Below are 21079 nucleotides of genomic sequence, written 5' to 3'. Positions count from 1 at the left end.
TGAACATGCTTACGCGCCGTCTGGCGATCGTAGCCGCCGCCACCCTCGTATTCGCAGGCCACGCGCTCGCACAGGATAAATCGATCGTGGTGGCTTCGACCACCTCGACGCAGGATTCCGGCCTGTTCGGCCACATCCTGCCGACGTTCAAGGCCAAGACCGGCATCGATGTGAAGGTGGTGGCGCAGGGCACGGGACAAGCGCTCGATACCGCGCGCCGCGGCGATGCCGACGTCGTCTTCGTTCACGCAAAGCCTGCGGAAGAAAAATTTCTGTCCGAAGGTTTTGGCGTCAAGCGCTATCCCGTGATGTACAACGATTTCGTCCTGATCGGCCCGAAGGGCGATCCGGCCGGCATCAAGGGATCGAAGGACATCGTTGCCGCGCTCGGTGCGATCAAGGCCAAGGGCGCCGACTTCATTTCGCGCGGTGACAAGTCCGGCACCCATCAGGCCGAGCTCAACCTCTGGAAGGTTGCCGGCATCGACATCGCAAAGGACAAGGGCCCCTGGTACAAGGAGATCGGGCAGGGCATGGGGGCTGCGCTGAATACCGCTTCGGCCTCCAACGCCTATGTGCTCTCCGATCGCGGCACCTGGCTGTCGTTCAAGAACCGCGGCGACCTCGTCATCGCGGTCGAAGGCGACAAGCGGCTGTTCAACCAGTATGGCGTCATGCTGGTGAACCCGGAAAAACATCCGAGCGTGAAAAAGGATCTCGGCCAGCAGCTCATCGATTGGCTGGTGTCGTCGGAGGGTCAGAAGGCCATCGCCGACTACAAGATCAACGGCGAGCAGTTGTTCTATCCCAACGCCAACGATTCCGGCGCGTGATGCGGACGCGGCTTTCTGCAGCTCTCGCGGTTGTCGCGATCATGACGGCGCCTGCAATGGCAGAAGAAACGGTCTTGCTCCATGCGGCCGGCAGCCTGCGTGCCGCGCTGACGGAGGTGGCAAACGCTTTCGAGGCCGCAGGTCTCGGCAAGGTGCAGGCGAAGTTCGGCCCATCAGGTCTGTTAAAGGACGAGATCGCCGCTGGCGCAAAAGCAGAAGTGTTCGCCTCCGCCAACATGGAGCACCCGCAAGCCTTGGCTGCAGAGAAGCGCAGCGGCCCCGTGACGCTGTTCGCGCGCAACCGGCTGTGTGCGCTGGCGCGGCCCGACCTTGCGGTCACGCAAGCCTCGCTGCTGGACCGTATGCTTGATTCTTCGGTCAAGCTCGGCACCTCGACGCCGAAGGCCGATCCCTCCGGCGACTACGCCTGGGAGGTTTTTCGTAAAGCCGAGAACCTCAGCCCGGGCGCCTCAGCGGCGCTGGAAAAGAAAGCGCTGCAGCTCACCGGCGGGCCCGCGAGCCCGCCCGCGCCGCAGGGTCGCTCGGTCTATGGCGAGCTCCTTGCGCAAGGTGCGGCCGATATTTTCCTGACCTATTGCACCAATGCGCTGGCCGCGCAGCGCGAGAACCCGACCCAGCAGATCGTCGCATTGCCCGACGCGCTTGCGGTCGGCGCTGACTACGGCATGACCGTCATGAACGGCGCAACGCCATCGGCATACAAGTTCGCACTCTTCATCCTGTCGGCGGAAGGCCAGCGCACGCTCGCAAAACACGGCTTTGCCGCGCCTGCTCTGACGCAATAGGGGATTTTTGATGCTTCGCCCGTGCCTCGCCGCCATCGCCCTGATCGCCTCGCTCGCATCGGCTGACGCCGCCGACGACGGCTGCGAAAAATTTGCATGGTCGCTGGCGCGCGAACGCGCAGCATTCGCCGCAACCGACAAGACGACGATTGCGGCCGGCGAGGCGCTGGCAGCGTTGCCGGTGAGCGCGCTGGTCATCCGCCTGCAGCCGGGGGCGCAAGCCTCTTTCGACATGCCGCCGGAGCGCAAGCCGCGAACCGAGCAGTGGCACGGCGGCATGGTGCGATTGCCCGCGCTGGCAAAGCCCGGCATCTACCAGATCACGCTGTCCGACGACGCATGGATCGACGTGATCCAGAACGGCCGCTACGCCCGCTCCGTCGGCAGCACCGGCCGTAGCGATTGCCCGGGTGTGCGCAAGAGCGTTCGGCTCGATCTCGATGCGAGCCCAGTCGTGCTGCAGGTGAGTGGCGTGGCGGGGGATACGATCGCGGTGACGATCGGTCCGGTGCAATAGAGCAGAACGAGATTAGGCGTGGGCGAGGACCATCTCGTTCCCACGACGCAAGCGGCCTGAGGGCTGCGCGCCGGGGCCGTTCTACTTTGCATGGGGTTGTTTTCGATATTTTGTGTCCGGGCCCCGCGGTGTACGCCGCCGTTCATGTTCGTGAACATTCGTTAAGCAGCGCGCGGAGCTAAATGTCGCACTCCGGAACGTGACGCCAGCCCGGCGATTAGCATCTCACACGTTAACTGGAGTTCGATAATGAAGAAGCTAGCAATCATCTTGGCCGTCGGTACGGCGGCGCTGATGGGAAGTTCCGTCGCCAACGCCGCTGACAATTGGGCGAAGACGAGATCTTCGACTGATGCGACGCAATCGCGGACTGCCACGCAATCCCCGACTGACATCAGTTCGCGCCACCGCCATGGGCATTGGCGCGGCCATCACCACCACCATCGCCACTGGGGGCATGGTCATTACCGGCCGTACTACAACAGCTATGGCTACTACGCGCCGCGTTCATACGGCTACTACGGCGGTCCTCGCTACTACGGCGGCGGCCCCGGCGTAACATTCAGCTTCGGCAGCGGCGGCTATCGCGGCTGGTAAGAAAGGTTGAACGAAAACGAGAAGCCCGCAGCGATGCGGGCTTTTTGTTTGCTCTGACGGCGAAGGCGCCATTGATCGATGGCGCCTGCGGCCGGACCGGTGTACGCATGGCCCTCGCGCCGGCAGCGTGGCGCCTGTTGCGTAGGGCGGATTGGAGCCGAAGGCGTAATCCGCCATCCGCCCTTCGTTACAAGCGATGCGCGCGAAAGCGTGGCGTGTAAATCAGGTGCGCTGCCACCTGACGCCGCGTCACCTTGTCTCGGCTGGACTCGGTATGACGGCATGGCCCGGATCCTGCTTTGACAGGTTCGCGCTGACCTGATCCATTTCCTTGATCGAGCGCGACGCGGCATTGAGCACCAGTTAGGGAGCAGGCCCCATGAAAGAACGGGAACTTCGAAACCTGATTGCGGACGTCAGGATCGGCCGGTTGTCGCGACGGGCCTTTGTCCAGCGCATGATCGCCGTGGGCCTTTCAGCGCCGATCGCCGGGATGATGCTGAGCCAGTCCGGGGTCGCGATGGCTGCGACCGCGCTTCCCTACAAGCCGACCAAAGCCGGCGGCGGCGGCGTGCTGAAACTGATGTATTGGCAGGCCGTGACCCTGCTCAATCCGCATTTCGCCGTCGGCACCAAGGACCAGGAAGGCTCCAGGATATTTTACGAGCCGCTGGCGGGATGGGACAATGACGGCAATCTGGTGCCGATCCTCGCTGCCGAGATTCCGAGCAAGGAGAATGACGGATTGGCCGAGGACGGCCGATCGGTGATCTGGAAGCTGAAGCGCGGCGTCAAATGGCATGACGGCATGCCGTTCACATCAGACGATGTCGTCTTCAACTGGGAATATGCCAGAACGCCGGAGACCGCGGCGGTCTCGATCGCCAGCTACAAGGACATCACGGTCGAGAAGATCGACGACTTCACCGTCCGCGTCACCTTTGCCAAGCCGACGCCATTCTGGGCCGATGCCTTTGTCGCCAACTACGGCGCGATCATCCCTAAACACCTGTTCAAGGATTACGTCGGCGCCAAATCGCGCGAGGCGCCGCACAATCTGAAGCCGGTCGGCACCGGCCCCTACATGTTCGTCGATTTCAAGCCGGGCGACATGCTCCGCGCCAAAATCAATCCCAACTACCACGTCGCCAACCGGCCGCATTTCGATGAGGTGGAGGTCAAGGGCGGCGGCGACGCGGTGTCGGCGGCGCGCGCGGTGCTGCAGAGCGGCGAGTATGATTATGCCTGGAACATGCAGGTCGAAGACGAGATCCTGCTGAAGATGGAAGCCCTCGGAAAGGGCAAGATCAGCATCACGCCGTCAGGCAACGTCGAATTCATCCAACTCAACTCGACCGATCCTGCGGTCGAGGTCGACGGCGAGCGCGCCAGCATCAAGACCAAACATCCGCTGTTCAGCGATCCGGCCGTGCGGCAGGCCATCAATCTCCTGATCGATCGCGCCTCGATCGAGAAATTCATCTATGGCCGCACGGCGCTGGCGACCGCGAACTTCCTCAACAACCCGCCGCGCTTCCGGTCGAAGAATACCAAGTTCGAATTCAACATCGACAAGGCCAACCAGATCCTCGAGGCCGCCGGCTGGAAAAAGGGCGGCGACGGCATTCGCGCCAGGGACGGCAAGCCGCTCAAGTTCGTGTTCCAGACCTCGATCAACGCGCCCAGGCAGAAGACCCAGTCCATCGTCAAGCAGGCGTGCCAGAAAGCGGGCATCGACGTCGAACTGAAGTCGGTGGTGGGATCGGTGTTCTTCTCCTCCGACGCCGCCAATCCCGACACCTACCCGCATTTCTATTGCGACGCGCAGATGTACAACACCACCATGCCGCAGGCCGATCCGCAGTTCTTCATGAACCAGTATGTGTCGTGGCAGGTGGCGAACAAGGAAAACAAGTGGCAGGGGCGCAATGTCTCGCGCTGGCAAAGCAAGGAATATGACGAGATCTACAAGCAGGTCGACCAGGAGCTCGACGCGGTGAAGCGCGCGGCGTTGTTCATCAAGCTCAACGACCTCGTCGTGTCGGACAATTACATCCAGCCCATCATCTCCCGGACCCGGGTCGCAGCGGTCGGCGGCAAGCTGACCGCGCACTTCTCAGGCTGGGACCTCGATCTGTGGCAGCTTGCGAGCTGGTATCGGGGAGGGGTGAAAGCGAGGTTTCGGATGTGGCGGGCGAATTCGCGAGACAAAAGCCCGCGACCGACGCGGGACTTCTTTGTTCGGCGATAGATCGATAGCTACAATTCCCGCGCCGCCCTCGATGACTTCGTGCGACCAGTGTGGGAAGAAGCTGACGCAAGACGCGTCACGGCTCGTTTCCCCGGCTTGCGCGCCGATCCCTTTCCTGCCAGCAGCACAGCGCGGGCATTTGTCTTTCGCGAGGCCGCGCCGCCACGTCCGGCGGCCGAACTTGCGGCCACGCGCAGCTTCTTCGCGGCGGCGTTCTTCCTGTCCTCGGCCTCTTCAACCTCCGCCTTGCGCAACAGCGCGCTGGCGGAAGGCGTCAGGTCGACATTGACAGCGGCGATCTGGTCTTGCCGCGACAGGCCGCCGACGCCCTCGCATGGCGCCTTCTGTGGCAGGTCGGTCGGCATGTAGACGGTATTCTCTTCATCGGTCCACGCCTCGGCCTTGTGGCCGGTGATGATCTTGACGTAAGCGCGTGTTTCCGCAGGCAATGAACTGCGTCGTGAAAGCCACTTCTCGATTCTGCCGCCGCCCGCATTATACGCGGCCGCAGCAAGCCCGAGATTTCCGAACTGATTGTAAAGCTTGCGAAGAAATTTTGCCGACGCAGGGATCGCCTGCAGCGGATCGAACGGATTTCTCAGACCCATTTCGACGGCCGTCTGCGGCATGAATTGCGCAATGCCCTGCGCGCCTGCCGAACTGACTTCTTCGGAACGAAACCTGCTTTCCTGCCACAGCAGACGGACGAAAAATCCGATCGGGATATCGTGTTCCTCGGCGGCAGCCTTGACCGTTTCGCAGATCACGTCCGCTGGCTTGGACTCGTCGTCTACCGAGGCTGACTCGGACTCGTTGTGGACCGAGGCGGCTGCATGAGCATCGGCGTCGGCTGCCGTTGCCTTCTCGTATGGCGCGGCAACGACATTTGTTATGTCCAATGCTAGCGAAGACTCAACGGACGCGGTCACAGTTTCTGTGTGCGAATTCGACGTGGCGGCGGGTTCCGATTGCGCTTCGGCGACGACGAAAGATGGTTCCCTCCATATCGATCTGATGTTGGAATTTTCAAAATCCAGCGTGATCGCGAACACAGCAATCACGACGGCGAAAAGATATCGCATCAACTTCCATCCATGTTGAGAAGGCCGGTCGGATAGAGGCCGGATGTGGACTTTTCGCGGATGAACTGCGGCAGCGCGATGTTTTCTCGCCCGTAATTCTACCGTGCGCGGAACAATCCGTGAGGTCATCGATTGCGGATTCGCGGTGGTTCCGCTGACGTCAGATCAATTTAAGCGCCTGGTTCTCTTGATTGCGACGCATCGCGCACCCGTGTTCGGCAGGAAACGGTGGGGCGGTGCACTTAGGTGGCGGGCGGTGCCCGCGAAGGCGTGACGGGTCAATTGGATTCATCGTCACCGCAATTCAAAAAAGCAATCGGCGTTCCATTAGAGTGGGCGGATCGGGCCAGTCAGGACGGGTGACTTGATTTAGAAGCCGCTCGCGCTTGGCTCCGCGCGGCCGTCATAACGGCTGCCAATTCCCAGTTCCACCGCTGCATACCAACAGAGGAGAAGCGCAAAGTTTCTGCGATGGGGCAAAGAAAGCGCTTCTGGACCAACAAGGCCGTCAACGAGCGAAGGCGGAATTCGGTGACGGTGCACTCGATAGCGACGAAGCCTCATGCGTTGCGGTGGCGGCTGAATAGCGCCTCGAGTGCTCCGTCGCTCGCAAGGTCTCGCCGCGCGGCGCATTCCTCGATAATTCGCCACGCGTCTTCGCTGATGTCGTCAACGTCACGCACAGGCTCGATCTGGCAGGCGACGCGATCGACGTTCTCCTGATCCGCCTGCGGCCAGGTCAACACGCGATCGAGAATTTCCCTAACCTGCTCTTTGGTCATGATGAGATGATAGCAAGTTCATCGTGCCCGGTGCCACGCCCGATCGGTTGACCCGCATGGCCTGCCAAGCCGAAGCTTCAAAGCAGCGAAGCATGGTGCCCCTGGCCGGCAGGCGCCTACTCCAATAACCATTTGAACTTGAAGTAATTTTCCTCGCCGATTGCTGCCGATACCAACAGAAATACCAACAAGCTGACGCGCGGCATTCGCTCGCAAAAATAAAGCAGCAGGCTCCCCGGCATCGGGCACGCCCTACGCCATTCCGGTCTCCACGATCGCCCTAACTGGAATCGAACCCGGCTCTGACTCGAAGTCACGGCGGGATCGACCTAACGTAATATCGCGAGGTCAAGGGAGGGGCGCCGCCCGTCTGAAATGGCTCGCGAGCGAACGGCCGCTTTGCGCAAAGCTGCCGTTCACGGGCATGTCCGCTTCTGGAGGTGGAACGGAAGGGGGATTTCGAGACCTCAAGGTCCGTTGATGGACCCTCAACGGACATCAGACTCAGCCAGGTCTCTGAAGTCGGTCCGCATCACGGAACTCTGTGACGAGTTGATGCTTGATAGAGGGCAAACCAAGCATGCGACTCCTGCATGATCGATGATCTCTGGTACAAGAGCGGCGTTTTCTATTGCCTGTCCGTCGGCACCTATATGGACGCCAACGGTGACGGCGTCGGCGATTTCAAGGGACTGTTGCGGCGGCTGGACTATCTGCACGGGCTTGGCATCACCACGATCTGGTTGATGCCGTTTCAGCCTTCGCCCGGCAGAGACGACGGCTACGACATTTCCGACTATTACGGCGTCGATCCGCGCTACGGCACGCTCGGCGATTTCGTCGAATTCACTCATGGCTGCCGACAGCGCGGCATCCGCGTCATTATCGATCTCGTCGTCAATCACACCTCGGATGAGCATGCCTGGTTCAAAGATGCACGAAGTCGCAAGGGTTCATCTTATCGCGACTGGTATGTCTGGTCCGACAAGAGGCCGGCGAATGCCAATACCGGCATGGTGTTTCCCGGCGTGCAGAAATCGACCTGGACTAGGGACAGGCAAGCCGGCGCCTGGTATTTTCATCGCTTCTACGATTTTCAGCCCGACCTCAACACTTCGAATCCGTATGTGCAGGCGGAGATCCTCAAGGTCATGGGGTTCTGGATTCAGCTCGGCGTCTCCGGCTTTCGCATGGACGCGGTGCCTTTTGTGATCGCGACCAAGGGCGCGAAGGTGAAGAAGCCCGTGGAGCAATACGACATGCTGCGCTCGTTCCGCGAATTCCTGCAATGGCGGCAGGGCAACGCCATCATCCTTGCCGAAGCGAACGTGTTGCCGAAAACCGACATGGAATATTTCGGCGGCGACGGCGACCGCATGCATATGATGTTCAATTTCCACGTCAACCAACACCTGTTCTATGCGCTGGCGTCCGCCGATTCCCGGCCGCTCGCGAAATCGCTGGCCGCCACAAAGCCGCGGCCGGCCACGGCGCAATGGGGCCTGTTTCTGCGGAATCACGACGAACTCGACCTCGGGCGGCTGACCAAGGCGCAGCGTGAGGCCGTATTCAAGGCGTTCGGTCCCGACAAGAACATGCAACTCTACGACCGCGGCATCCGACGCAGGCTGGCGCCGATGCTGGGCGGCGACCGACGGCGGATCGAGCTCGCCTATAGCCTGATATGTACGCTGCCGGGGACGCCCGTCATCCGCTACGGCGACGAACTTGGCATGGGCGACAATCTCGATCTGCCCGAACGCAATTGCGCACGCACGCCGATGCAGTGGTCGACCGAACCGCATGCCGGATTTACCGAAAGCGACAAACCCTGCCTGCCGGTGATCGACAAGGGTCCTTACGGCTATGAGCACGTCAACGCCGCGAATCAGCGACGCGACCCCAACTCGATGGTCAACTGGACCGAGCGCATCATCCGGATGCGCAAGGAGGTCCCAGAGGTCGGCTGGGGCGATTTCCGGGTGATCGCGACATACGATCCCGCCGTACTGGTCATTCGCTACGACTGGCGCAACAATTCGGTGCTGTTCGTGCATAATCTCGACGAGAAGCCGCGCGAAGTCTCATTCGCAGTCGGTCTTTCCGGCGAGGCCGGCAAACTTCTCGTCAACCTCCTGACCGAGGATCACAGTCGGGCCAATGATCGCGGTAAGCACACGCTGCTGCTCGAGGCCTATGGCTACCGCTGGTACCGCGTCGGCGGGCTCGACTATCTCTTAAAGCGCAGCGATATAGATACCGATGCGGCGGGAAAGACCAGTCATCCGGCGTGAACGTTTGGCGTCGAGCACGCTGAGCGCGATCGCAGCAATAGGTGAGCTATTCAATCACCGCGGACACGCCCGCCTTGCGCTTGTTCTCGTTCGCTTCGAACATCGCTTCGAACATCGCTTCGAAGATTATGATCGGTAAGTAAAACAGAAGCATGGCAATTTCCTCCATGCAACAACAACACTCGGTTATCTGAGCTCGTTCCCAAAATAAACAGCCGAGTTCCTGGAACGCTTCATCGCTTATCTGACTACCTCGTAACTCTTCGCTGGCTTGTGGGGTGGCTTCGGCGTTGCTGCGCTGCATGAGTCCGGAGGTGCGCTAAGCGGACAGTCAGCTAAGTGCTGCCACAAGCCAACATCTGGCCGCCCAAGTCACCCAAACCGATCTTGCGATCTTGGTCCGGATTATTTCGTGGCGGGCGGCAGAAATTTGTGATCGAGCAGGGATTGTAGTGCCTTGCGGAAGGCGTCCTGGGTATCGATTGTCTTTGTGAACCCGGCTTGGCGCAGCTTGATGGTGCTCACGAATGCCCGAGTGCCCGCTGTAAGCGAATGCGAAGTCCGCATGCTGGTCTCCCTGGCCGACAAGCTCACCCAGGCTCCGCGAACAAAGTCCGTACTTTGTGACGATCCGGCCCCAGAGATCCGCATTTTGCTTCAGGTAGGCTGCCACGCTTGTTGGCATGTCAGGCCCCGTTTCGACATCAAGGATTCTGGCCACGGCTGGCCACACGTTCTGCCACTCGAACACGTTGCCGTTGGTGATATTGAACGCCTCGTTCACCCTTCTCACGCCGGATTGCCGCATAGACACAAGCTGCCGCCGACATATACGGTTGGCTTTCCTCGCCTGGTTTAAGGTCCTCCGAACTGGGCTGCGAGCCGAGACTGCATATATGCTCTTGTGGTGCAATCATCACTTAAACCCTTCGATCAACGCCTTCCAACCTGTACATCCTTGCTCATCCACAGCGAGACACCGAGCGCTGCCAAATGGTGCGGCAACTCGCAATCGGGACGGGCATCCATATTGTTGACGAATGAGGAGACCGCGTTTTTGAGGTCACCTCGGTCAAGATAATCAAGTGCGCGTTGCTTACACCGTTCGACATACTTGTCGCGCGGAACATCCGCAATAACAGAACGATCCATTCATCAGATCCCAAACGAATCAGAACGTTGGAGTGGCAGCCGATCAAAATGAAATGGAATTGACCTGTCTGTTCGGAAGTTAACAATCGGGCACGTTTTCAGTCGCGGTGTGGGGATCAGGCCACAGCAGCAGATCAGCGAGTAGTCCATCAACGATACCTTCTCATCTGACGTGCCGCGTCAAGCTGACGATGTCCGTTGGGGTGGTCTCAACCGGAAACGCCGTAGTCGGTCAAACCGACTCGGATGACCGTTGCGGATACGGAATTGGCTCTGGCTGAATAAAAGCCGATGTTCGGCATTCGCCTGGCTGCAAGTGCCAGCTAGTGGTTGGTCCCATGCCTCGATGCAGCTCAACCAATGTTAAGTAGTCGGCCTGACCTTAGCGTGTACGATAGTCCCTTCAGCACGCATAGATGTTCGTTCCCGGTGATTCTCGGAGCAATTTTCCCGTAGATCTACGCAGCCGCCGTTAAGATTAATGTGGCACCTCCGACATACCATCTTGGCAAGCGCTGAATCATAGCGAGCGGTCCAACGAGACCACGGGAATTCCATCGCGAGTTTTGCGCGATGCATTTGGCCCCATTCTCGTCGAGCACGAGTTTGGTGAGTTACTTGAGTCCGTCGGAGCGATCAGCCCAGTTTTGAATGAGGGCAGCTCCGAGCGCTCGTTGAGGGAAACGGAAATGCCCGGTATCAATGCGTCCGCGCAAGTCGCGACAGTGTGGAACATTCGCAATCTTCTCGTTGCAGCGGTCTCGCTGCTGGCCCTCTTCGGCATTGGGATCTGTGGGCACGTCTTGCGGAATGCGACTCTGGAGCGTGCAGCGGCTTCTGACGCCGCATCGGTCAACGAAACCGCGGACATGCTGCTGGAAAGTGCCGGCCAATGGGCTCGCGAGCGCGGCGCGACCAATCTGGCGCTTAATGCCACCGATCCCGCGACCGAGGCCCAGAAGGCTGCGATCGCAAATTTCCGCAAACTCGGCGACCGGCCGTTTGAGCAGGCGTTGGTTCGCATGGGCGAGAGGCATTTTGCCAGCAAGGATCAAATGATTTCCGGTGCAAAGCGGGCGCATGATCAATTGGCGGCCCTTCGCATTCGTGCCGATGCCGAGATCGCTAAACCGACCGATGCGCGCGAGAAAATCGTGGTCTCTCAGTGGGCTCCGACCATCACCGCACTCATCACAGCGAGCCAGGCACTCCGTGTCGCGGCGGCGATGGAAGAGGATGACATCCAGTCGCGCTTGTCGAGCTTGCAGAGTTTCAAGCATTTCATCTGGATCATGAGCGAGTATCTCGGCCGCGAGCGGGCAGCGGTAGCGGCGCTTGTGGCGTCCGGAAAGCCGATGAGTTCGCAGGAAATCAGCAATCTATCCGCATTCCGGGGGCGCCTTGAGGCTTCCTGGGACTACGTGCAGGCCTATGCCGCAAAATCATCGGCGCCGGCAAGGATCGTGACCGGTACCGAGCGCGTTCGCGAGAACGTGTTCCGAGGCTTCGAAGAAACCCGCAAGGGCGTCTATGCCGCGGGCCTCGGTGGCGGGAATTATCCGATCAATTCCACCAGTTGGTTTGATCAATCGACAAAAGCGATCGACGATGTGATCGCACTCAGCGCACTGGCCAGTCAGGAAGCCGCAAAACTAGCCGACGCATCGCAGCGCAACAGCCTGCAAACCTTGCTGCTGAATAGCTTCCTGATGGCTCTATCAATCCTTCTTGCGGTAGGTGCTCTCTGGATCGTTTTCAACCGCATTGTTCGATCCATGAATCAGATGACGGGTGCGATGGGCACGATCGCCGAGGGCGACACCTCGATTGCTGTGCCCTGCATGGATCGCCGCGACGAAATGGGCGCGATGGCGCGCGCATTATTGGTGTTCAAGGAAAATGCGGAAAAGGTACGGTCCATGCAGGCGCAGCGGGAGGCTCTAGAAAAGGCTGCGCAGGCCGAGAAGGTGGCCGCGATGAATCGGCTTGCCGATGATTTCGAAGCCAAGATCGGCGAGATTGTTGAGACGGTTTCGTCGGCCTCGACCGAGCTGGAAGCCTCCGCGAGGACGCTCACCGCGACAGCCGACCGGTCGCAGCAACTGGCAACGGCGGTGGCGGCCGCCTCGGAGCAGGCCACTGCCAATGTGCAGTCGGTCGCCTCCGCGACCGAACAGCTCACGTCTTCGGTGACCGAGATCAGCCGGCAGGTGCAGGAATCGGCCCGGATGGCCGGCGATGCCGTCGATCAGGCGCGGGCCACCAACGACCGCGTCGGCGAATTGTCTAAGGCGGCGGGCCGCATCGGCGACGTGGTCGAACTCATCAACACGATCGCCGCCCAGACCAATATGCTCGCGCTCAACGCCACCATCGAGGCGGCGCGCGCGGGCGAGGCGGGCCGCGGCTTTGCCGTGGTCGCTTCTGAAGTGAAGGCGCTGGCCCAGCAAACCGCTAAGGCGACCGGCGAGATCAGCCAGCAAATCTCGGGCATCCAGGCTGCGACCGGGGAGTCGGTCAGCGCAATCAGGGCAATTTCTGGCACCATCGCGCGCCTTTCAGAAATCTCGTCCACAATCGCGGCGGCGGTTGAAGAGCAGGGCGCGGCGACGCAGGAAATCTCTCGCAACGTGCACGAGGCTGCGCAGGGCACCCAGCAGGTCTCGTCTAACGTTGGCAATGTTGAGCGCGGCGCTGGCGAGACCGGATCGGCTTCTTCGCAAGTCCTGTCGGCGGCGCAGATGCTATCCGGCGACAGCAATCGGCTCAAGGTCGAGGTGGCTAAATTCCTCGAATCCGTCCGTGCCGGTTAATGGCGTACCCCTGAGGAGTTGAGGAAGGCGGAGGATTTATCCCGCCACCCGAGCTGTGCCGCCGGCATGGTGTGATCAGATTCCAACACCTGGTGGACTCTATCGTTATTCGGAACATTGCGCCGATCGCCGTCTGCACGACTTCGAGAAGATATTCATTGAAGGGCGTCAAATCACCGGAAACCGGAGCTGTTATGATTATCATCCATCTAGACCTTCAAAGACGGTGCGAGCGGCGGTGTGCCGCTCGATTGTCCCGGCCGATTCCACGGCCGCACCTCGAAACCAGCGGCCGGTGAGAGAGAATCTGCAGTTGCCGCGCCTGCCCAATTCAAAAGAAAAACCCGCCGGTTGGAAGCGGCAGGCTTGAGACCTTCACCGACGGCGTGAGCGGGACCGAAGCCCCGCGCCTGCGCGTCGAAACCGAGCGTGCCACTATTGCGACCCACCTCGAAGGCTCAATTTCGTATTCCCGATAGATCATTTGATGGCCCTCTTGAGCCGTCCGGTTCTCGCCGGCTTTTTTCGGTATAGTCGGCCACATTGTGGCTGGCAACCAGCGCCAACCCGATCAGAATGACACCGACGCACATCAGATTCATGATCATGATTCCCGCTTCGCCGTCGCCAGGCGGCGAATGCTCACAATCCGAACTCCGGAGGGTCGCAATCCTGCCCCCAGTACGGACTTCAATACTTACCGTGTCCTAAAGGTCCTAAACGGCGCCGTAGGAATCAGTGTCGGCCACCCATGCGCCAGCGCCGATCGACCGGCACCATGACAGCCCGCCACTGGCAGCCGCACCAGCGGCGTTCCCAGAGTCATCCAGGGCGCCGCACAAAGGCGGAGACGTTGGCTTGGAAGAGTAAGGCCACCTCAGCTGGCGGCCTCTTTCGTCCGCTTCCCGAGAAACGGCCCCAGCCCTCTCAAAAACTGGGGCCGTCATTCCAAATGCGCCAGGTCAGGGGCGACGATGACCGGCGCCAGTATCACGCGCCAAGGCTGTTTCCCGTTCTTACGCGCCGCGCTGGAAGGAACGCCGGCCGGTTTCGCGCTGGCGGGCTTTTTGTTCTTATTTTCTACGCCGGCTGTGTTCACTATGGAACTGAACCCGCGGCATCGGCATATTAAAGTTTTGGAACTTGCAAACCCTGCGGTTAGGACCCGCAAAGCCACGAGGTTGTGTCATGGAGCGTCGCCGGTCTGTCCCCCATACCTTTGAAGAGAATATCGCATCCGAGAAAGCCAGGCTGGAAGCGCAAGTTACACAGCTAAAGCCTGGACCAGAGTTAGACGCCCTACGGAGGAAAATCAGGCAGTTAGATACCGCTGCCCACTTAAGCGATTGGCTTTCATCGCCGGGCTTACAGCCACCAAAAGCGCAGAACGAAGGCGCCAATAGCCGGAACTAATGGCGCCCTTTCGCGTTACGCACGCCGGACAGATTTGCGGGGGAGCGCAATGGCTGCCGAACGTATACTTCAAGTCGCCATCTTGGGGCTGTTCATTTTTTCGATCGTCCTGGCGTCTATGTTGATACTGAAGTGATGGATCAAAAAGCGCCCTTGATCATCATCAGCGTATCGAACCCCACGTCTTTTTCGGGGAAGGGCAGCATTATCTTTCTCGAATACATAGACGAGGATGCCGCCTTGAAAGTGGCTCGGAAAATCGCGCGAGAGACGGGACGTCTGGTCACGGTGCAAGGTGAGGACAACCGGTTGATCGATATGATACCGCCAGTGACTACCCACTGATCCGGACGGCGAGCCGCTCAGTTGGCACGGACACTTATTCGCGAACCAGGTTTCCACGGCGTCGACATTCGCGAAGACTTTGAGGTGATCGGGGTCGCCATTGCTTGCTCGTATCGACGTAGATAAGCACGGTCATTGGTCCCTCTTGAGCGACATGACGGTTCCACGCCTTCATCACCCCGATCCGCGCCAGCATAGGGTCGCCACGACGCCGCCACCGGGGTTCAGCGCCTTCATGACCCCAATCCGCGTGTCCAAATCCGTCGAGTTAAGAAAGTGCTACCAGTTAGACGGCGGTCTTGACGCGTTGAGTAGTAGATCATTTAACGTGAGGGGTTGCTGAGCTGGACCAAGGTGCTTGGAGCGTCTCATAATTCGGCGATGGCAAGCAGTATTTGGACGACCGAATATTTTAGCTGTCCCAGTTGCGGGCTGCCTTACAGCGCGACAAGGGAGCACCACTCAGAAAAGCATTCAGGCAGCTTCAAATGTGAGGTTTGCGCCACCAAAGTCCACGTGTGGTCAGGTAATTATGACTTTTCCGATTGGAAAGTCGACCAGGTGAAGTCGCCCGTGTTTGGGAAAAGGTGGGGGTGAACGAGCATCGGGTGCTCGAACCTAATCTGGCCACCGCGCTCATCTACGCTGTTACCTTGTCTTCCTTGTCGGCTCCACGCGCGACGATTTTGAGCGCATCATCCGTCAAGGACCGCTGTAATGCCTTAGCCTCGTCCCACGGCGCAACATCCAAACGTCGCGCTCCTCATCGGTCGTCAGGATCACCGGCATGGCCTTCGGATGAATGGGCTCGACCACGGCGTTCGGTGCCGTTGTGAGAAAGCCGTAGACATCCCCCGGAACTCGTCGACAAGACCTACATGGCGCGGGCCAACTGTCCGGAAGAGGCGATTACTATCGAGACCGATGGCTCACTGAGTTGAAACTCGATAGCTTCACCGCAGCGGGATTTCCGGATGGCGGCGAACTGCCCTGTTCACTCCTTCTAACCTAACAAGCGTTCAGGCCGCTGATGACCGGTTACAAGCCCGATGAAGATATGGTGCTGGCGCTCGACTGCGCCGCGACCGAGTTTTTCAAGGACAGCAATTATGAGGGCGAAGGCCTGGTACGAGAATCACAGTGCAGGCCGAACATCTGACGGGCCTCGTCGGCCGCTATCCGGTCACGTCGATCGAAGACCGAATGTGCGAGGACGACTGGGAAGGCCGGAAGGCCTGACCGGCCTGGTGGGTCGGCGATGCCGGCATGCTGAGCTCGGCGCAACTTGTTCTCGGGATCGGCCCGAACTTAGCTTCACAGTGGCACAGGGGCTAGCCCTGCTTTTACCCTTGTGGCTCAAGTTCGATTTTGGCTTGTCCAACTTGAACAAATGGCTGGCCGCAGTATTGGTTATCCATGGCAGAGTCGTTCGGCAGCGCATTTACCATTGTCGAAGTGACGGCAGACGATTGGTCTGCGGGACGACCAAGGAGGGAGTTTTGGGTCGCTCAGCCAAACCAAGTCAAGCGCTGACGTTCGTGCTTGCAGCCGTCCCGGAGGGCTGGACCGCGGAACTCGTGACTGATCGCGTGACGCAACAGCAACAGGCGTCGCTGGAAAAACTGCATCTCAAGCCCGGCGAAGTCTGCAAACTGACAAAGTGAGGCTGCCACTGGCGGGGTCCGTCATCTCGACAGCTGGCCCCATCTTGAGGCCCAGTTGGTTGGCCGAGGCGCCACGACGGGGCCAAGTGGCCGTATCGGCTTAAGTGCGGAAGGCAAGACACGTCTGCGCGAGGCCGTCGCACCGAAGGAATGACCCTCGGCGTTCTAATCATGTACGGCATAACTAAGGTCAACCAACGAACGGGGGCGGGAATATGTGCTGCCCGCTGCGCGTCGGGCTCGATTCATGACTTTGGTCTAAACCGGTCCAACATTTCGCGCACACGCAAGGCGAGTTTTGCCTGAGAGACAGGCTTCTCTAATAACTCGACTCCCTCGTCCAAGCGTCCTTGGTGGGCCACCGCATTTCGCGAGTAACCTGCCATATACAGGATCTTGATGCCCGGGCGGATCAGTTGTGCGCGTCGACCAAGCTCCCGTCCATTGATTCCAGGCATAACGACGTCGGTCAGTAAGAGATCGACCTTTGGCTCTTCCTGCAGGAGAATGGTCAAGGCAGCTTGGGCGCTGGAAGCCACGACGACCCAATAGTTCAAGTCTCGCAGCAGTTCGGAAACATATACACGCAGGTCCGCATCGTCTTCAACGACGAGTATCGTCTCCAGTTTCTCGCCTTCCGGACGAAATTCGTCTGCGTCACTATCGATCGGTCGAGCATCTCCATGGTATCGGGGGAAATACATTCTGATGCTGGTGCCTTGGCCAACTTCGCTATAGGTCTTCACGTGCCCGCCAGACTGTTTTACGAACCCATAGACTTGGCTTAGGCCGAGGCCTGTGCCTTGACCGGGGTCTTTCGTCGTAAAGAAGGGCTCGAAAGCATGATTAACGACGTCTGCGGTCATCCCGGTCCCAGTGTCGGTCACGCAAACTATGACATATTGGCCCGGGGAGAGTTCAGGATTTAGCCGGCAATAGTCCTCGTCAGCTAAGACATTCACAGCCTCTACCGTGAGCTTCCCACCGTCCGGCATGGCGTCGCGCGCGTTAATGCCAAGATTGAAGGTCTAGTTGACGCCGGAAATACCGTGATCGTCGTCGAGCATGATATGGGGGTTGCCGCCGCGAGTGACTGGATCATCGACATCGGGCCTGGAGCGGGCGATGAGGGCGGAAAGATTGTCGCAGCGGGGAAACCGCAACAGGTCGCTGCCGTCGCAAAGAGCATTACAGCACGGTACCTTTCTCAATTCAAGTCTCGCGCGGACTAACCTGCTCCAAGCGCATTGGCAGAATGTCGCGCGTATGACCGGCGCCTCGTACTCGCTGATCAGCGGTCAGAAGGTGGCGCGCTCGTGGTCGCGTGCTGAACTCTAACCGGGATCGACTTGGCTGCCGGAACCTTGGCTTTCTCGGCATGATGCCAAAGCGGGACGAGCGGATTGCATTCCGGATAATAGCCCGCAATACATCCCTCCGGGATATCGTAGGCGACAACCCTCAATCCAGTCACGCGCCGTTGGATGCCGTCATCCACGGCAGTCGTCAAGGCGACTGTTTGTCCCTCCATTAAATTCAACCGGTCGATATCGTTCTGGTGCATCAGAACGACGTGGCGAGAGCCGTAGATGCCACGAAATCGATCGTCGTAATTGTACACCGTCGTATTGAATTGCCCGTTGCTGCGTAACGTCATGAGCTGCAACACGTCGCGCTGCTGGGGCGGTATGTCGATGTCCGTTGAGAGCGAGGTAGGCGTAATAAAGTTGGCCTTGCCTGACTTGGTTTTCCACTCGCGCTTGCGGGCACCGATCGGTCGGTGAAAGCCTCCTGGCTCCCAGAGGCGGGCGTTGAAGTCGTGAAAAATGTCGGGATAGGTCTGCGCGATCGCGTCTCGAACCTTGCTGTAGTCGGCAACCCAGTCGTCCCACGGAATGGTCGATCCGGTGGGCACAGTTGCCTTGGCTAATTCTGCGACAATCTTTGCTTCAGACAGCAGATGTGGGCTGGCCGGCTTTACCTGACCGCGCGAGCCGTGCATGCAGCCCGTGCTGTCCTCCATCGAAACAGCTTGCGGCCCGCTGGCCTGATGGTCGATTTCGATTCGGCCGAGGCAAGGCAGGATGTATGATATCTCGCCATGCACCAGGGCCGTTCGGTTAAGCTTGGTCAAGATTTGTACCGTTAGCCGCAACTTCCGCCAAGCCGGATCGATCAAGCGGTGCTCAGGAACGGAGCGGACCAGATTGCCGCCGAGCAGGACTACGGCCCGAACGCTGCCGTCGATTATTTTCTCGCACGCTTCGACCGTATTGACGCCCTTCTTCTGCGGCGTATCGATCCCAAACAACCGTTTTAGCTTTTCGGCCGGAACTTGTTCGGGCTTTTCGGTAATGCCCACCGTCCGCTGTCCCTGAACGTTGGAATGACCGCGAACCGGGCAGATTCCGGCACCGGGGCGGCCGATATTGCCGCGCAGTAACGCGAGGTTGACTAACGTCTGGACGGTTTCGACGCCCTTCTTGTGCTGGGTCAAGCCCATGCCATAGACGAACATCACCGACTTTGCATGGGCGTAAACCGCGGCGGCGGCTTCGAGCGCACCGCGGGTGAGCCCGGATTGGCGTTCGATCTGATCCCATTCGGTGGCCTTGGCGGAAGTTTCGAATTCATCGAATCCATTGGTATGTTCGCGGATGAAATTTCGGTCCACCACAGGGCCGTGACCCGACGTCTTATCGAGATCGAACAAGACTTTGGCAATCCCCATCATTGCCGCGGTATCGCCGCCGATTTTAACCTGGTGATACTGGGATGTGATCTTGGTCGGTGATTTTAGCAACATTTCCGCGGGCGATTGCGGATTGACGAATTCGACCAATCCGCGTTCGCGCAGCGGGTTGAAGGTGACGATCGGTACGCCGCGCTTCACCGCCTCCTGCAGTTGATGCAGCATCCGCGGGCTCGAGGTTCCGACGTTCTGGCCAAAGAAGAAGATCGCATCGGTGTGCGCGAAGTCATCCAGTGTACAGGTGCCGACCGGCACACCAATGCTTTCCGGCAACGCCACAGATGTCGTCTCGTGACACATGTTGGAGCTGTCCGGCAAATTGTTGTTGCCGTAGGCACGGGCAAACAGCCCATACATGAATGCGGTCTCGAGCGAAGCGCGGCCGGAGGTATAAAAGACGGCTTGCTCGGGATTGAGTGCGGATAGTTCGCGTCCGATCTCTTCAAAGGCCACGGCCCAATCTACCTGCACGTATTTGTCGGTTTCCCGATCCCATCGCATTGGATGGGTGAGACGACCAACAGCTTCGAGTTGATGATCATCCCAATTCTCCAGATCGGAGACGATATGCTCGGCGAAGAAGTCTGGCGTGGCGCGCTTATGGGTAATCTCCCCAGGTCGTTGCCTTGGCGCCGTTCTCGCAAAATTCGAACATGCGCGGATCGGCGGGCTTTGCCCAGGCACAGCTGACGCACATGAAACCGTCGGTCTTGTTCTGCTTGAGCAAGACACGAGACCCGGCGAGCGGCACGCGGTCGCGGGTGAGGCTCTTGACCAATGACCGAACCGAACCCCAACCTCCAGAAGCATTCTCGTAGGGCTTGACTTCGAGATCCGTCCCCAATTTGCGTGCTGTAGTCATATTTTTTCCTCCGGGCGCTCCGACGACGTGAACTGGAGCGGTTCCCCCTCGCGTGAGAGCGAGTAGAGCGTCAGCCTTGCAGCTTCCGCAGACCGGACCGCGAACGCTGTCGGCATGCCGACGGACACGAGGGTTGAGAACCCCGCCGTTACCGCCTTCTGCACCATTTCGAACGAGCAACGGCTGGTGATCAGGCAGAAGCCCGCAGATGAAGTCTCGTTGCGAAGTAGCGCACCGATCAGCTTGTCGAGGGAATTATGCCGGCCGACGTCCTCACGCACGGTGCGCAATGCACCCTCTGGCGTGACCCATGCCGAGGCGTGAGCTCCGCGGGTCAGCCGGCTGAGCGGCTGCCGGGCTCTCAAAGCTTCGAGTGCAAAGGCAACGGCCTTCGCATCCGGGGGCCTCGCTGGCGCCACGCGGGCCGCCGGACGGCGCACGTCGTCGAGATCTTCAACCCCGCACAGACCGCAACTGGTATGCCCTCGCAGTTGTCGCACACGGCGGCCTGCCAAATAGCGGTGCAAGCTTTTCCCGCTCAGCGATATGTCGAGGGTAATACCGTCATCGCCCTCATGGATGGCAATGTTCTGCAAATCGGAGGAATGTTCGATAATACCTTCCGAGCGGGTAAAACCAACCGCGAAATCGTGCAGATCATCGGGAGTTGCCATCATCACGGCGTGAGCAAATTCGTTATAACGGAAAGCGACCGGGGTCTCCTCCGCGATGCAGATCAGACGGGACGGCTCGACGCAGCTCGTTTGCGAGACCGACTTGGCGGCAATAGAGACCAAGGCTGGGATTGTGTGCAGAAGCGGCTGGTTCATCGCGTTGTCCGGATCAGCCTTTTAAAGCACCAGCCACCCAATTGTTCCTGTTGGCGACTACCCCGCCAGACCGGCAGTTGCTATCT

At 59.4% G+C, this 21079-nt stretch carries 18 protein-coding genes and 3 pseudogenes; 11 read left to right on the top strand and 10 right to left on the bottom strand.

Annotation, left to right across the window (positions count from 1 at the left end; translation table 11 throughout):
• Window positions 1-5 precede the first annotated feature (5 nt).
• The 5 genes from ACVWVY_RS02425 to ACVWVY_RS02405 all read left to right on the top strand — a co-directional run bounded on the left by ACVWVY_RS02425 (window position 6) and on the right by ACVWVY_RS02405 (window position 5004).
• Window positions 6-833: a substrate-binding domain-containing protein gene (locus ACVWVY_RS02425; protein WP_456632078.1), complete on the top strand. Its 828-nt coding sequence runs from the start codon at window positions 6-8 to the stop codon at window positions 831-833.
• Window positions 833-1639, top strand: a complete 807-nt coding sequence (locus ACVWVY_RS02420) for a molybdate ABC transporter substrate-binding protein (protein ID WP_456632077.1) — start codon at window positions 833-835, stop codon at window positions 1637-1639. The genes ACVWVY_RS02425 and ACVWVY_RS02420 overlap by 1 nt, the downstream gene beginning before the upstream one ends.
• Window positions 1640-1649: 10 nt before the next feature.
• Complete coding sequence (locus ACVWVY_RS02415) at window positions 1650-2156, top strand: hypothetical protein (RefSeq protein WP_456624875.1); 507 nt, start codon at window positions 1650-1652, stop codon at window positions 2154-2156.
• 249 nt (window positions 2157-2405) lie between these two features.
• Entirely contained in the window at window positions 2406-2753 is a 348-nt protein-coding gene (locus tag ACVWVY_RS02410; RefSeq protein ID WP_456624874.1) for a hypothetical protein, read from the top strand.
• Between the two features lie 379 nt (window positions 2754-3132).
• Window positions 3133-5004, top strand: a complete 1872-nt coding sequence (locus tag ACVWVY_RS02405) for a peptide ABC transporter substrate-binding protein (RefSeq protein ID WP_456624873.1) — start codon at window positions 3133-3135, stop codon at window positions 5002-5004.
• Window positions 5005-5012: 8 nt separating this feature from the next.
• On the opposite strand, the gene ACVWVY_RS02400 is transcribed toward ACVWVY_RS02405, so the two are convergent.
• Window positions 5013-5903 (bottom strand): transglycosylase SLT domain-containing protein, encoded by an 891-nt coding sequence (locus ACVWVY_RS02400; protein WP_456624872.1) that lies wholly within the window; start codon window positions 5901-5903, stop codon window positions 5013-5015.
• A 743-nt stretch (window positions 5904-6646) separates the two neighbouring features.
• A complete protein-coding gene (locus tag ACVWVY_RS02395; RefSeq protein ID WP_456624871.1) occupies window positions 6647-6868 on the bottom strand; it encodes a hypothetical protein in 222 nt (73 codons plus the stop codon).
• A gap of 593 nt (window positions 6869-7461) precedes the next feature.
• Between ACVWVY_RS02395 and ACVWVY_RS02390 the strand changes: the two genes are divergently transcribed.
• Window positions 7462-9162 (top strand): alpha-amylase family protein, encoded by a 1701-nt coding sequence (locus ACVWVY_RS02390; protein ID WP_456624870.1) that lies wholly within the window; start codon window positions 7462-7464, stop codon window positions 9160-9162.
• A 46-nt stretch (window positions 9163-9208) separates the two neighbouring features.
• On the opposite strand, the gene ACVWVY_RS02385 is transcribed toward ACVWVY_RS02390, so the two are convergent.
• The 3 genes from ACVWVY_RS02385 to ACVWVY_RS02375 form a co-directional block, all read right to left on the bottom strand.
• Window positions 9209-9466, bottom strand: coding sequence for a hypothetical protein (locus ACVWVY_RS02385; protein ID WP_456624869.1), 258 nt, complete (start codon window positions 9464-9466; stop codon window positions 9209-9211).
• A 629-nt stretch (window positions 9467-10095) separates the two neighbouring features.
• On the bottom strand, window positions 10096-10314 hold the full coding sequence (locus ACVWVY_RS02380; protein WP_456624868.1) for a hypothetical protein: 219 nt from the start codon (window positions 10312-10314) through the stop codon (window positions 10096-10098).
• A 614-nt stretch (window positions 10315-10928) separates the two neighbouring features.
• Window positions 10929-11594 (bottom strand): hypothetical protein, encoded by a 666-nt coding sequence (locus tag ACVWVY_RS02375; RefSeq protein ID WP_456632484.1) that lies wholly within the window; start codon window positions 11592-11594, stop codon window positions 10929-10931.
• Between ACVWVY_RS02375 and ACVWVY_RS02370 the strand changes: the two genes are divergently transcribed.
• Window positions 11493-13127, top strand: a complete 1635-nt coding sequence (locus ACVWVY_RS02370; RefSeq protein WP_456632076.1) for a methyl-accepting chemotaxis protein — start codon at window positions 11493-11495, stop codon at window positions 13125-13127. The genes ACVWVY_RS02375 and ACVWVY_RS02370 overlap by 102 nt on opposite strands.
• Window positions 13128-14675: 1548 nt before the next feature.
• The gene (locus ACVWVY_RS02365) at window positions 14676-14885 is read left to right on the top strand and encodes a hypothetical protein (protein ID WP_456624867.1); all 210 of its coding nucleotides are present in this window, start codon (window positions 14676-14678) and stop codon (window positions 14883-14885) included.
• 640 nt (window positions 14886-15525) lie between these two features.
• Here ACVWVY_RS02365 and ACVWVY_RS02360 read toward each other — a convergent pair.
• A pseudogene (locus tag ACVWVY_RS02360) lies at window positions 15526-15743 on the bottom strand (SOS response-associated peptidase); the annotation flags it as partial.
• A gap of 178 nt (window positions 15744-15921) precedes the next feature.
• Between ACVWVY_RS02360 and eno the strand changes: the two are divergent.
• Window positions 15922-16150, top strand: a pseudogene (gene eno, locus ACVWVY_RS02355) (phosphopyruvate hydratase); the annotation flags it as partial.
• A gap of 117 nt (window positions 16151-16267) precedes the next feature.
• Window positions 16268-16549: a hypothetical protein gene (locus ACVWVY_RS02350; RefSeq protein WP_456632483.1), complete on the top strand. Its 282-nt coding sequence runs from the start codon at window positions 16268-16270 to the stop codon at window positions 16547-16549.
• Window positions 16550-16794: 245 nt separating this feature from the next.
• On the opposite strand, the gene ACVWVY_RS02345 is transcribed toward ACVWVY_RS02350, so the two are convergent.
• Complete coding sequence (locus tag ACVWVY_RS02345; RefSeq protein ID WP_456624866.1) at window positions 16795-17544, bottom strand: response regulator; 750 nt, start codon at window positions 17542-17544, stop codon at window positions 16795-16797.
• A gap of 3 nt (window positions 17545-17547) precedes the next feature.
• On the opposite strand from ACVWVY_RS02345, the pseudogene ACVWVY_RS02340 reads away from it, so the two are divergent.
• Window positions 17548-17781: pseudogene (locus ACVWVY_RS02340) on the top strand (hypothetical protein); the annotation flags it as partial.
• A gap of 59 nt (window positions 17782-17840) precedes the next feature.
• Here ACVWVY_RS02340 and ACVWVY_RS02335 read toward each other — a convergent pair.
• Genes ACVWVY_RS02335 through fdhD form a run of 3 tightly spaced genes read right to left on the bottom strand, consistent with a single transcriptional unit; the run spans window position 17841 to window position 20993 of the window.
• Window positions 17841-19985 carry an FdhF/YdeP family oxidoreductase gene (locus ACVWVY_RS02335; RefSeq protein WP_456624865.1) on the bottom strand — a complete coding sequence of 715 codons (2145 nt, stop codon included), beginning with the start codon at window positions 19983-19985 and terminating at the stop codon, window positions 17841-17843.
• Window positions 19900-20163, bottom strand: a complete 264-nt coding sequence (locus ACVWVY_RS02330) for a hypothetical protein (protein WP_456624864.1) — start codon at window positions 20161-20163, stop codon at window positions 19900-19902. The genes ACVWVY_RS02335 and ACVWVY_RS02330 overlap by 86 nt, the downstream gene beginning before the upstream one ends.
• Window positions 20160-20993 (bottom strand): formate dehydrogenase accessory sulfurtransferase FdhD, encoded by an 834-nt coding sequence (gene fdhD, locus ACVWVY_RS02325; RefSeq protein WP_456624863.1) that lies wholly within the window; start codon window positions 20991-20993, stop codon window positions 20160-20162. The genes ACVWVY_RS02330 and fdhD overlap by 4 nt, the downstream gene beginning before the upstream one ends.
• Between the last annotated feature and the right edge of the window lie 86 nt (window positions 20994-21079).

The sequence above is a fragment of the Bradyrhizobium sp. URHC0002 genome (assembly GCF_054059515.1).
This window is presented reverse-complemented; position numbering and strand designations above follow the sequence as displayed.